This window comes from Streptococcus jiangnanensis (genome assembly GCF_040888325.1).
GTDB lineage: Bacteria > Bacillota > Bacilli > Lactobacillales > Streptococcaceae > Streptococcus > Streptococcus jiangnanensis.
Genome location: NZ_JBFNFF010000003.1, coordinates 276759 through 289595 on the forward strand (window position 1 = coordinate 276759; position 12837 = coordinate 289595).

At 40.7% G+C, this 12837-nt stretch carries 12 protein-coding genes and 1 other annotated feature; of the genes, 1 reads left to right on the forward strand and 11 read right to left on the reverse strand.

What is annotated here, in order from left to right; genetic code table 11:
* Window positions 1–78 precede the first annotated feature (78 nt).
* The 8 genes from AB2B49_RS05825 to AB2B49_RS05860 all read right to left on the reverse strand — a co-directional run bounded on the left by AB2B49_RS05825 (window position 79) and on the right by AB2B49_RS05860 (window position 9608).
* On the reverse strand, window positions 79–2850 hold the full coding sequence (locus tag AB2B49_RS05825) for a J domain-containing protein (protein WP_049505697.1): 2772 nt from the start codon (window positions 2848–2850) through the stop codon (window positions 79–81).
* 13 nt (window positions 2851–2863) lie between these two features.
* Window positions 2864–4528: a molecular chaperone HscC gene (locus AB2B49_RS05830; RefSeq protein WP_076984482.1), complete on the reverse strand. Its 1665-nt coding sequence runs from the start codon at window positions 4526–4528 to the stop codon at window positions 2864–2866.
* A gap of 175 nt (window positions 4529–4703) precedes the next feature.
* On the reverse strand, window positions 4704–5063 hold the full coding sequence (rplT, locus tag AB2B49_RS05835) for a 50S ribosomal protein L20 (RefSeq protein WP_000124830.1): 360 nt from the start codon (window positions 5061–5063) through the stop codon (window positions 4704–4706).
* Window positions 5064–5114: 51 nt separating this feature from the next.
* Window positions 5115–5315 (reverse strand): 50S ribosomal protein L35, encoded by a 201-nt coding sequence (rpmI, locus tag AB2B49_RS05840; RefSeq protein WP_001125942.1) that lies wholly within the window; start codon window positions 5313–5315, stop codon window positions 5115–5117.
* A 32-nt stretch (window positions 5316–5347) separates the two neighbouring features.
* Window positions 5348–5878, reverse strand: a complete 531-nt coding sequence (gene infC / locus AB2B49_RS05845; protein WP_000848184.1) for a translation initiation factor IF-3 — start codon at window positions 5876–5878, stop codon at window positions 5348–5350.
* Window positions 5879–5893: 15 nt separating this feature from the next.
* Window positions 5894–6025 (reverse strand) — a sequence feature (ribosomal protein L20 leader region).
* A gap of 72 nt (window positions 6026–6097) precedes the next feature.
* Window positions 6098–8338 carry a DNA internalization-related competence protein ComEC/Rec2 gene (locus AB2B49_RS05850; RefSeq protein WP_049505695.1) on the reverse strand — a complete coding sequence of 747 codons (2241 nt, stop codon included), beginning with the start codon at window positions 8336–8338 and terminating at the stop codon, window positions 6098–6100.
* Window positions 8322–8972, reverse strand: coding sequence for a helix-hairpin-helix domain-containing protein (locus AB2B49_RS05855; protein ID WP_049505694.1), 651 nt, complete (start codon window positions 8970–8972; stop codon window positions 8322–8324). The genes AB2B49_RS05850 and AB2B49_RS05855 overlap by 17 nt, the downstream gene beginning before the upstream one ends.
* A 66-nt stretch (window positions 8973–9038) precedes the next feature.
* A complete protein-coding gene (locus AB2B49_RS05860; RefSeq protein WP_049505693.1) occupies window positions 9039–9608 on the reverse strand; it encodes a GNAT family N-acetyltransferase in 570 nt (189 codons plus the stop codon).
* A gap of 176 nt (window positions 9609–9784) precedes the next feature.
* Here AB2B49_RS05860 and ald point away from each other — a divergent pair, with 176 nt between their 5' ends.
* The gene (gene ald, locus AB2B49_RS05865) at window positions 9785–10897 is read left to right on the forward strand and encodes an alanine dehydrogenase (RefSeq protein ID WP_320691997.1); all 1113 of its coding nucleotides are present in this window, start codon (window positions 9785–9787) and stop codon (window positions 10895–10897) included.
* A 50-nt stretch (window positions 10898–10947) separates the two neighbouring features.
* Here ald and AB2B49_RS05870 read toward each other — a convergent pair whose 3' ends face one another.
* The 3 genes from AB2B49_RS05870 to AB2B49_RS05880 form a co-directional block, all read right to left on the reverse strand.
* On the reverse strand, window positions 10948–11934 hold the full coding sequence (locus AB2B49_RS05870; protein WP_320691998.1) for a PhoH family protein: 987 nt from the start codon (window positions 11932–11934) through the stop codon (window positions 10948–10950).
* An 80-nt stretch (window positions 11935–12014) separates the two neighbouring features.
* Window positions 12015–12230, reverse strand: coding sequence for a YozE family protein (locus AB2B49_RS05875; protein ID WP_001232084.1), 216 nt, complete (start codon window positions 12228–12230; stop codon window positions 12015–12017).
* A complete protein-coding gene (locus AB2B49_RS05880; protein WP_320691999.1) occupies window positions 12227–12832 on the reverse strand; it encodes a GrpB family protein in 606 nt (201 codons plus the stop codon). Before AB2B49_RS05880 ends, AB2B49_RS05875 begins: the two co-directional genes overlap by 4 nt.
* Window positions 12833–12837 lie beyond the last annotated feature (5 nt).

The window sequence follows — 12837 nt, forward strand, 5'->3', positions numbered from 1 at the left end:
TTAATAGTTCTATTATACCCTTATTCAGGAAAATTTACTAGAAACTTGAACTAGAGTCCCCTTCTCTAAGCTTTCATTCTAAGCAGCACTTTTACGATTTTCCTTGCGTATATTGCGAATAAGGAAAAGCATGATCAGGACAAAGAGTCCCTCGAGGAAGTAGAAAGCAAATTCGCTGTTCATGAGTAGTAAGTCTTTGTAATGATAGTTATTACCGAAAACTGAATTTGGTGCAAATAGGATTCGCAACAGTCTTCTTAGGAAAATAAAGATCTGCAAGCCATAAATCATAAAGACCTTCTTCACACCAATCATGAAACCTTGTTCCTTTGTAAAATAAGACAAAGCAATTCCATTTAACAAGAGAATAACCGTTATGGCCAGAGTTTCATTTCGTAGAATAGTTGGATCAAAGATGTCTAAACGGCTGTGAATGTAAGGCAACGTTTGAAAGAGTAAGATTCCCAAGATTGCTGGTATGAAAATTTTCTTCAGAGATGGTGGAAATCCAGGACTAAATCTTGTAAAAGATAAGCAAATCACAAGGATTGCAAAAATATGGAAGTAAGCTATGGCAACTCCTGAAATAGTCTGGCTTTGATTTACCAAAGCAGAAAGAAAACCAGCAGAAAGAAAGATACCAACAGGAATCAGCTTCTCCAAAGAATAATCCCACTTCAGCCCCTGACTCACTTGAAAACCATCGATGAAGCTGAAAAATGTAATGAACATAAGGGCACCAATGAGACCAAATGGTAAGGATGGAATGACGAGGGTTAATAACAAGATTAGTAGGAACCATGGATGAGGACTGTAGTAGAATTTTCGTTTTTCTCCCCTAGCAGTCACTCCCTCCTCAATCGGTGTTTTCCTCAATTTTAGCATATAGACGTAAAAGAGTGAAAACATACCCGCATGAACCCATGAATTATAACCAGGTCGCTCTATAATACTGAGTAGCAAACTCACAATCGTAAAGAGACCAGAGAAAATCTGAAGAAACTTATTTTTAAAGACCTGTCTTTTTTTCCAATCCAAATAAGAGAGCTTGGCCTTTGGATGACTAAGTTCATAAGCATAAACTGTCATCTCTTCTAGTTTCTGGTCTGTCTCCTCCGTCATCATTTGGGGAGCCATTTTAGAAGTAGGAAAAGGAGCTAAAACATATCTCAGGAGATCGCCATCTGTAAATCGATGGTACTCCTTATAGATTTGTTGAAGCAAAATCGTTAGAATGCGTGGTCTTCCTTTAAAGTAGCTTCTCCACTTTTCCCAATCATTGATATCTTCATCGCTCTTGGTGAGCTTATCCATATAAAGATAACCTTCATTGTACCAGTAATCAAAATTTTCCTTTTTGTCTAGTTCATACTCCTCTACCACTGAAGGATAGGAATGGATACTCTTCCAGAAATGGAGTTTTTTCAGGTAAGGATTTGATTCCTCATCACTATAACGCTCCACAAATTGGAGAACGAGTGCTAACACTTTCGCATTGGTTAAAGGATAGACATCCACCTTTTCTAATAAATCAAGTAGGAGCGTGTGATCTTTGACTGTTTCAAAAAGATATTGCCAATCACGTAACAGTTTGTATTCGTCTTGATAGCGAGCATGGAGCAGCTCATAGAAGGCTGCCTCAATTTCATCTGGATTATCTAGAGCGTAGTGACTAAAGTCAACGTTTTCTACCAGCTCCTCTTTTACTTCCTCTAAGTAATCAGCCAAGTCATTCAAGAGTGGATAATCCTCTTCAAATATGACTTGTCGGGTTTTTTCCAGGATATAGGTTAAAACGGGCACACTCTTGATCATCTGACGATTTTGATTTACTTGATCCAAGACCATAAAGCTCAGATAGGGGTGCTTGAAAAACTCTATCCAAGAGCTCAATTGATTTGCTTTGTTATAATCTTGAAGAATTTCTTGGCAAAGTTGATAAGAATAATAGAATTCTTCAGTGGCTTCATGTGCGCTTTCAAGCGAACTGCCTTCCTCTTCTGCTATAGCTCTTTTAACTTTCCAATACTTCAGTTTATAGTAATATCCCCAGTACTTAAAGTCAGGTATATAATCTTCCAGCAAGGGAATGAGGATAGAGAATTGCTCCGGTTTGTTAAAAATATAAACATCCATTTCCTCTAAAACGGATTGAACAATGTCCATATCATATTGATACTGATGAAAGAACTGACGCCATAGATGCTCTTGTTCTTCTGGACTGTAATCATCATTTTTAACAATACTTTCAATCGCATTTCGGATCAGATAAGTTTCTTCATTATAACCGCTAAAGTCAAGAGTAGACCTTGTTGTTTCTTCTTGCCCACGGTTCTCTTCGTCACCAAACGTTTCAAAGTTGAGGGTATTCTTAGCTCTTTCTTCAGAATCTCCATTTAGCTGAACTTCCTCATCATAGTCACTAAAGTCAAGGGTGGACTTTTGCTCATCCTCTTCTGCTTTAAAGGTTTCAAAGTTAAAGGAATTGCTTGTTTTATCAGTTGATTGCTGATAATCACTGAAATCAAGACTAGATGTTTCAGACTCTTCGTTCTCAGTCTTCGTTTCTTCAGTCAAGTTTTCAAAGTTGAGACTTGAGTTAGGCTTTCCATTCGCCTTTTCTTCAAGTTCAGTAGCTTCTTGAGAGTCACTCGCTTTTCTTAGACTATTTTCTGGTCTTGTATTTCTAGACCTCGCATAAGTCAAGGCTTTTTGGTACGCTTCAACAATTTCTTGGTAAATTTCTGGTTGGTCTTCTGGGTGATAGAGCCGAACCAGTTCAGCATAACGCCTTCTAATAAGCTTGACGTCAGTCGTTGGCTCTATCCCTAAAGTTTCCCATATATTCATAAGGTCTCCTCTTTTACAGTCCTCGCTCTAGGAAGTCTAGATAGTTTGAAAATGATTGATAGAGTTTTGGCAAATGATACACAGATGCTTGACTGACCTCTTCTTCAAATCGTCTAGTTTCAGCCATTAGCTCATCTCTTCTTCTCCCCAAGAGCATACTGTACACGCGATTCGCTTTTTCAATCAAGAAACGATAAACCTCTGTTTCTTGAGCATTGATCTTATAGCGAGTCAACTCTGCTTGCTTAGCCTTGATTTCCTTTTCTGTCAGAGTAACACTATCTTGGAGAATAACATGACTAAAGACTTCCTGTGTTGAATCAATTTTCACTTCGACATCCAAAATTCCATTTAAATCATAGGTAAATCGAACTGTGAAACTTTCATTTACTCTAGTATTCACAGGGACGGGAACTTCTAATTCTCCTAGGAACAGGTTTTGTGATGCCTTCATCATCTCACCTTGATAGACCTTTATCTTGACTTGGCTCTGTCCCAATTCAGCCGTATAGTACTGCTCGATGCGTGAAGCAGGTAGGGTAGAATTTCGCTCAATAATCGGCGAAAAACGGTCTCCAACTATCTCAATCCCCAGTGTAAAAGGACAAATATCAGACAGCAACAAATCACGTATCTCACCCTTCCGTTCTTTTATTCCAGCTAAAAGGGCACAACCTCTCGCAATCATCCGATCAGGATCATCCGAAACCTGCACCACTTGATTGATACAGTAGGATAAAAAGTCCTGAACCAAGCGGAGTTTCGAAGTCCCCCCAACAAGAACAAAGTTATCTGATGATACATAGCTATAGCGTGCATCCATTAAGGCACGGTCCAAAACAGCCTTAACACGGGCTAGCAGAGGTTGACAAAGCTCATAAAAGCGTTGGTAGCTCAAGTCTAGAGTGTATTCCTGATCTTGGTCCAGAACTGTCATCTTCACTTCTTCTTTACTATTGAGTTCTAGCTTAGTCTTTTCAGCCTGTACCAGAATTTTGCTATAAAATTCTCGGGAAATCGAATCCTTGGTTAATTGATTGGAGACTAAAAATTCCTCAGCAATAGCCGAAGTAAAATCTTCTCCTCCCAAACGATTGTCCCCTGCGATCGAGACGATTTCGACGATATTATCAAAAAGCTCTACAACTGAAATGTCTAGAGTCCCACCACCAAAATCGACTACAATAAAGGATTGATCTTCTTGGTTTACCATAGATCTTTTAGCAAGAGCTGCTGCGGAAGGTTCATTGATAATCCGATCAATCTGAACACCTGCAAATTTCCCTGCTAGTTTGGTCGCATAGCGTTGAGCATCGTTGAAATAGGCTGGTACACTGACAATCACTTCCTCAACCTTTTCTCCAAGATAGGTCTCTGCATCGTCTACCAACTTTCGAATGATAAAGGAGCTTAATTCTTCAGCTTTATATGCTCGATTTCCTAGCGTCAACTCATGCTTGGTCCCCATAAAACGCTTGAACTGAGAAACCGTCTTATCTGGGTGGGTCACCAAGCGTTCCTTGGCAATTTTTCCAACTATAATCTCATCATTGTCATCTAAAGCCACAACAGATGGAGTCAAATACTCACCAAAAGCATTGGGAATCAGCTTGACCTGGCCATCTTGATAAACCCCTACTAAAGAATTAGTCGTTCCTAAATCAATACCTACTATCATCTTCTTCTAACTCCAAATCTTTTTTAGATATTCCTATTATACAAGAAATATCCTATTTTCTTTGAAAAAATCTGTGATTTACTCTCTAAAATAGAAAATCGTTTAAGGAAAATAAAAAAGTTTCACCCTACTCTTGCGGTAAAAACCACGAGAGTAAGAATGAAACAGTTTGTCATTATTTACCAAGTTTTGCTTTAGCTGCATCTGCAAGAGCTGTGAAAGCTGCTGCATCGTTAACAGCCAAGTCAGCAAGCATTTTACGGTTAACTTCGATTTCAGCCAATTTCAAACCATGCATCAATTGTGAGTATGAAAGTCCGTTCAAACGAGCTGCCGCATTGATACGAGTGATCCACAATTTACGGAAGTCACGTTTTTTCTGACGACGGTCACGGTATGCATAGTAGTAAGAGTTCATTACTTGTTCTTTTGCAGTACGGAACAAGATGTGTTTAGCTCCATAGTAACCTTTTGCTAATTTAAGAATACGTTTACGACGTTTGCGTGATACAACGCCACCTTTAACACGTGCCATGTTTTATTTCCTCCAAATATTTCCTAGAATTGTTTACTTACTGTTAGGCTATTATTTCAAGCGAGTAAGCATTGCTTTGATACGTTTGAAATCTCCTGAATGCACCATAGATGCTTTACGAAGATGACGACGTTGTTTCTTAGTTTTTCCGTGGAAACGGTGAGAAGTGTAAGCACGGAAACGTTTAAGTCCACCAGAACCTGTACGTTTGAAACGTTTAGCTGATGCGCGGTGTGTTTTTTGTTTTGGCATGATTTTTTCTCCTTTATTTAACTTTCTGACAATTATTTTTTGTCAGTTGCTGGCGCCAACTGCATGAACATTTGGCGTCCATCCATCTTAGCTCGTTGTTCGATGATCGCAATATCTTGTGTTGCTTCAGCAAACTCGGCTAAAACTTTTGCACCAATCTCTTTATGGGTGATCATACGCCCTTTAAAGCGAATGGATACCTTAACTTTATTTCCTTTTTCAAGGAACTTGCGTGCATTGCGAAGTTTTGTGTCAAAGTCACCCTTGTCAATAGTTGGACTCAGACGAACTTCTTTCACAGTAACAACACTTTGTTTTTTACGTTGTTCTTTTTGCTTTTTCTGATACTCAAATTTGAACTTACCGTAGTCCATAATTTTAGCAACAGGTGGCTTTGCTTGGGGTTGGATCAATACTAAGTCAACATTTGCACTATCAGCTAATGCTTGCGCTTCACTGAGTGGCTTGATGCCTAGCTGTTCTCCCTCAAGACCGATCAAGCGAACTTCACGTACACGAATTTCATCATTGATGAATAAGTCTTGCTTTGCTATGGTTTTCACCTCTTTTTTATTATTAGAGAAAAACAATAGCGGACTCGTAATAATACAAGCCCGCACGTTATGATAGCGTTTCTTAGAAACTTTTCATCCGTAGGGCCAGGCAACTTGATGTCACAAGGCGAGAAGCTCTCACTTCTGCTTTTCTCAACTTTTATATGATACCAAGTTTTCTATCCCTTGTCAAGATAAAAAGTCAATTTTTTAAAAACTTTGTCTATCTTATCGAACCGTTTCAATTCGCCAACTATTCCATCCTTTAAAGCGGATAGCTCCTTGCTGATCGGTTCGGTAAATCTTACTCTTGATGGCTTCCAGTCGTGTCAATGTTTCCTGATGGGGGAGTTTGGTACGATTGTTCTTACCAACTGAAATGAGAGTGATTTGCGGTTTGAGCTTCTCTAGAAAAGCAGGACTCGATGAGGTCTTGGAACCATGTTGACCTGCCTTCAAAACATCCACCTGCAAGTCAGGATACTGCTGAAGCAAGTCTTTCTCCCCCTTGTTTCCCAAATTCCCAGTAAAAAGGAAGTTCTTATCCAAGAGTTTTCCATAAAGAACCAAGGAATCATCACGATCCCCATATCCAACCTTCCTTGGAGATAGGACTTCTAAGTAACCGCCAAAAATTGGCAAGTTCTCCCCTGCTGTCACACTGCACACCTTGGTTTGAGTCGCTTGTAGTTCCGCTACAAATTCCTTTTGTGTCAGACTTCCTTTTGATACTAAAATCTCCCCGACATGGAAAGCCTTGGTTACCTCCAGCAAATCACCGACATGTTCCTTCTCTGTATTGGTCAAAATTAGCTGGTCAATCTTATCTACTCCTCGACTTTTAAGATAGGGAATCAAGTTTCGCTGGGCATTGCTGGTCGTCGCCTTTTCCTGCCAAGCTTGGATTTTCTTGTCAGATTCTGCTTTACCTCCTACATCTATGAGAATAGTTTTACCAGTTACATCCCGTAGGAAAATACTCTCCCCTTGCCCAACATCCAGCATGGTAATTTCATTTTCAAGTGGATGCTTGGTCAGGAAAAAGAGACCCACAATAAAGAGACTAAATCCTGCTAGTCTTTTAATATTTTTCCTCATGTCATAAACCAAGGCCAATGAAACCAAGAGGAGAATCAAAAGCCATGCGTTTGGTTGTCCAAAGACCAGAGGTCTTCTTGCCAGCTGCGATACCAAGCGAATGACGCCCTCTAACCACTCAAAGACAAAGTTAAACTGAGTGACTGGGTAAACAAAAGACAGAATGAATAAGATGGACAAAAGCGGTAAGAATACCACATCAAACAGAAAGGAAAAGACAAAGGTCAAAAGGATAGACCAAGGCTGAAATTCTGCAAAATAGAAGGATAGAATAGGCAATATTCCCAAGGAAATGACCAGACTTTCTCTAGCAACAGCCTTGAGTCCCTCCCCTTCTTTACTAGTCATGGTCAAGATAAAGGCGTAGGCACATGACAAGACTCCTCCTGCTGTCAAGAAAAAGTTGGGCATGATGATAAAGAGGACAAGCACCGTCAAGGCAAAATTATCCAAACCCTTAACACCATGTTGGGCCAGTAACTTTTGCAAGAGACTGCGAATGACCGAAGCTGAAAATCCTGTCAGACCTGCATAGATAAGGGAAAAAGGATAAGTCAGCCACTTCAACTTTTCTTGAGTTAAGCCCAGACGCATTAAAAGTTTCTTAAAACCATCCATAAAAAAGCCCACCTGCATGCCCGACAAGGCAAAGAGATGGATAATACCAAGACTGGAATAGAGCTCATTCATCTCCTCAAAATCAGTATCTAGATGTCCGAAAAGAAGACCTGTCATATAGTTGCGCATAGGATCTGGAAAGTGCATCTTAATCCAAACTACAGCCTTTCGACGTAAACTGGACAGATTTTCTCCTATATCCCAACTGCTAATCTTTTTCATTGACTGGATACTCTTGATAGTCAAAGTTTGGTAAATCCCCTGAGTTTTCAGATAGGCTTGGTAGTCAAAGCCACCAAAATTTCTCTGCCCTTCTGGATCGGACAGTTTTCCTTCTAGTTCTATCTCATAAAGATCTGTCAAGGCTTGAAATTTCTCTTTCTCCTCCTCGGACTGGAGTTTATAGTAAACTTGGAAAGTATTTTCGTCAGCCTTGCCACGAAAGGACAGACTATCTCCATTGACCTTGATGGTATCTGGTAAAATTCTCACCTTCTCTACAGACGCAACTAAGTCTTGACTAGCTTGTGTCTGTTGCCAAGTTTGAAACAAAAACCAAATTCCAAAAACTCCACAAATCGCTAGAACTTTACCAGCCGATTTCCAAGGAAATTGGAAAAAGAGACAGACAAGCAAAAAAACAAAACCTAGCAGTGCGAGATAGGACGCTCCAAAAATGGCGTAGTAAAGCCAGAGTAACAGAAAACTCAGATAGATTAGGGGAATAGGGAAATTCTTAATCCACTGTGACATAATCTTTTAGCTTTTCTATGGTCTTAGCGCCAATACCAGAGACCTTCTTTAATTCATCTACCGACTTGAATTTGCCATTTGCCTCACGATGGTCGATAATATCCTGGGCTCGTTTTCCTCCCAAGCCTTTGACCTGCTTGAGTTCTTCCAGACTAGCTTTATTAAGGTTAATCTTCTTTTCTTTACTTGACGAAGGAGTCGTTCCAGAGGCAGCCTGCTGACTAGCTGCTTCTTCTCCCTTAGTTGGAACATAGACAAGAGCCTCGTCACTGATTTTCTGAGCGAGATTGAGCGACTTACTATCTGCTTCCTCTGTCAATCCACCTGCCTTCTGAACGGCATCGTGAACCCGACTCCCTACTGGTAAGTCATAAATCCCTGGTGATTTAACAGCACCTTTGACATCTACTGTGATTAAATCTTGTTCAGGAGACTCTTCCTTTTCGTCCTTCTTCATTTCTTTTTCAGACGATGAATCCTTTGAAACAGCTGCAACTTCCGTCTGCAAAGTCGTTTCCTTGACAGGTGTTTGTGAACTTGGCTTTAGCAAGAAAAATCCTCCCAAGGCCAAACCCAAACCAGTACAAATGACAATGATTTTATACTCTTTGATTTTCTCGATAATTGCTTCCATATTTTCTCCTCTCTTAAATTATTCGTAAGAGAAAGAAAAAAACAGCTGAAAAATCTTTTCACCTGCTTACTTATTTGCAAAATAGTCTTCCTTAGTCAAGACATAATGAACCCTTGTGATAATTCGACCTGGTTCTTTATTATCCATTCTGGCATAGGGTTCTTCGTGGGAAAAACGCATACCTGATTTCTCCATGACCTTTCCTGATGCGGGATTGTCCTTGTCGTGTAGGGCGGTCAACTTGTTCATTCCAATCTTCTCAAAAGCCAGTTCAATCACGGCCCGATTAGCTTCTGTCGTCAATCCTTGATTCCAATATTTTTTATTGATAATGTAGCCAATGGCTGCCTTCTTAAGAACAGTATCGATCTTGTGCAAGTCAATGGTACCAATAAACTTGCCGTTATTTTTTAATTCGATTCCCCAATGGCCCAAGGGATTAGCCAAGTAAAAATGAGCAATGTTATTCTTAGTTTCTTCTAAGCTTTGATTTGTTGGAAAAGTGTAGCGCGTATTTTCTCTGTCCGAGGCATACTCGAACATAGCTTCTGCATCATCCAAAGTTACAGGTCGGAGCAATAAACGCTCCGTTTCTATAGATGGATACTGGGCAAATTTCACAAATATTGATTCCATACTTTTCCCTCCATTAGAGCTTGATTCTCACTAGTCTAGCATAAATAAATTTGGATGACAAGTTTTTCTTGATTTTTGAAGCGGTTTCATATACAATAAAACCATCACATTTTTGATTTATGAACTGAAATGTGACAACTAAAACAAGACCGTCAATTGAAAGGTAGGTTATCTCTATGTTAATCGGAATTCCAAAAGAAATTAAAAATAACGAAAACCGTGTTGCCCTCACTCCTGCTGGCGTCCACAGTTTGATCTCCCGTGGGCATCGTGTCCTCATCGAAACAAATGCTGGACTTGGATCTGGCTTTACTGATACTGACTATGAAAAGCAGGGAGCAGAAATTGTCGCAACTGCTGCTGAAGCCTGGGCTGCCGAGTTAGTCGTGAAAGTAAAAGAACCACTAGCTTCTGAATATGGTTATTTGCGCGACGATCTTCTTCTCTTCACCTACTTGCACATGGCCGCTGCGCCAGAATTAGCAGAAGCTATGTTAGCAGCCAAAACAACAGGAATTGCCTATGAAACTGTTCGTGACAATCAAGGACAACTACCGCTCCTCGTTCCTATGAGTGAGGTTGCAGGTCGTATGGCTGTTCAAATCGGAGCTCACTTCCTTACTAAGCAAGCTGGTGGTTCTGGTGTCCTACTTGGTGGTGTACCAGGTGTTCCAAAAGGAAAAGTAACCATCATCGGTGGTGGTGTCGTCGGTACACATGCTGCCCGCATTGCCCTTGGGCTTGGTGCTCAAGTGACTATTTTAGATATCAGTGCGAAGCGTCTCTCTGTACTAGAAGAAGTCTTTGGAAACCAAATCCAAACTCTTATGTCTAATTCATTCAACATCGAAGCAAGTGTGAGAGATGCTGATGTAGTGATTGGTGCGGTTCTCATCCCTGGTGCCAAAGCACCAAAATTGGTGACAGATGAGATGGTCAAACAAATGCGTCCAGGCTCTGTCATCGTTGATGTTGCCGTTGACCAAGGTGGCGTTATCGAGACAGCTGACCGTGTGACAACGCACGATGAACCTGTCTATGAAAAATACGGTGTTCTCCACTATGCCGTTGCCAATATCCCTGGTGCGGTTGCCCGTACTTCTACTATCGCCCTAACCAATGTCACTCTTCCTTATATCGAAGCTCTGGCTGGCAAAGGATTCGCACAAGCAATTGCTGAAGATGAAGGCTTGCGTCAAGGTGTGACCACTTATCAAGGTTACTTGACCAGCCTCCCAGTTGCTCAAGGTCTCGATAAAGATCACACATCAATCGACGAACTTGTTTAAGGCTAGACACTCATTAAAAAAGAGCAGTTCAAATCTGAACTGCTCTTTTGCTATTCTGTCTCTTCCTTCTTTTCTTCATTTTTAACTGGAGCCGGTTCATAAGCTCGGATAATCTGAGCGACAACTGGATGACGAACCACATCCTTGGCTGAAAAATGAACAAAGTCGATTTGGTGAATATTCTTGAGCTTTTCTTGAGCATCAATCAAACCGGACTTAACATTGCGTGGTAGGTCAATCTGGCTGATATCTCCATTGACAATCATCTTCGAATTAAAGCCTAAACGAGTCAGGAACATCTTCATCTGCATGATGGTCGTATTTTGTGCCTCATCGAGAATGACAAAAGCATCGTCCAAGGTCCGCCCACGCATGTAAGCAAGGGGCGCGATTTCGATAATTTCACGCTCCATGAGACGGGTCGTCTGATCTTTGCCGAGAATCTGATACAAGGCATCGTAAACTGGTCGAAGATAAGGATCCACCTTCTCCTTGAGATCACCTGGAAGAAATCCTAGACTCTCACCTGCTTCCACTGCTGGACGAGTAAGGATAATCCGCTTGACTTGCCCACGTTTAAGGGCAGTTACTGCCAAGGTCACTGCAAGAAAGGTCTTCCCTGTCCCTGCTGGTCCGATTCCAAAGGTCACATCATGCTGTTTGACACTGTCCACATAAAGTTTTTGACCTAAGGTTTTGACACGAATCGGTTTCCCAGTATTGTCCTTGATAATTTCTTCTTCGTAAAGGGCGACAAACTTGTCGATTTCATCGTTTTTGACCATGCCAATCGCAGTGACCACATCTGGTGTGCCGACTGTCATTCCACGATTTACCAAGACCACCAAAGCCTGAATAACCTGACGGGCTTCCTCACAGGCAGACTCTTCTCCGATAACCTGCACAATCTCCGTACGGGCATGAATCACCACATCGAGCTCTTCTTCCATCAAACGAAGATGGCGCTCGTTGGATCCAAAAAGATGAAACAAGTCATCTGGATGACTCAGTTGAATGTCTATTGAATGTTCCTTCAAATAAAGAACCTCTCTAATCCATTTATTTCTTTTTATTATAGCAAAGAGAACAATAAAATACTAGCCTCATCTCATTGTCTCTAGTGTTCTAAGTATTCTTGCCAGATGGCGTCAAAGTCTCCTAGGTTAAAAGAGAAGCTGGCATGCTCCTCCAAAAAGCGACTCACCTCATCAAAATCATCCGTGTGTTTTGGGAAGGCCGACTCCTCAAAAGCGAGGTCTGCCAAGATGGCTTTGGGGCTATTACTTTTAGGATTGCGCTCAGTCATGAGCCAAGTGTAAAATGATTTTCTCAATTCTTTCTCCTATCAAGAGTTTTTTGATGACACTTTTCTGATTCTTGAAAATTACTGGACTTAGCCTCTGAAACGTAGTGGTTTATAAAATCCGTTTTCGCATCTGTATAGGCGTCTCGATTGTGTTCAAATTGTTTCCACAAACTTAGTTTTAATTCCTGATACGCTTGGGCAATATCTGGATGCTGGCAGAGATAATCTCTAAAATAAATCTCGTCATGATCTCCCGTCATTCGCAAATGTAGATGAAAAACTTTCTCAGCAAATCCCTGCTCTGTGTATCCTTTATTTAGCGAAATCCTGTTAGGACTCTCCGACATCACTAGCCAACCATTCTTCACCAATAAATCCCTAACTCTTGCTAAATCCTCTATTTTACCTACTTCTAGCAGAATATCAACGATATTTTTGGCCCAAATATTAGGGATAGCAGTGCTACCGATATGTTCTATTCTTTGAATAACATTTGCACCCAATATTTTTTTCAGATTTGTTTTTTCCAATTCATACCAGTCTTTCCACTCTGACTTGTGCTCTACTAGAAAAATAGGAAAAAGTTGCCAGAGTTCCTCTAAACTCATTTCTTCAAGTTTCTTTTTCATGTCTA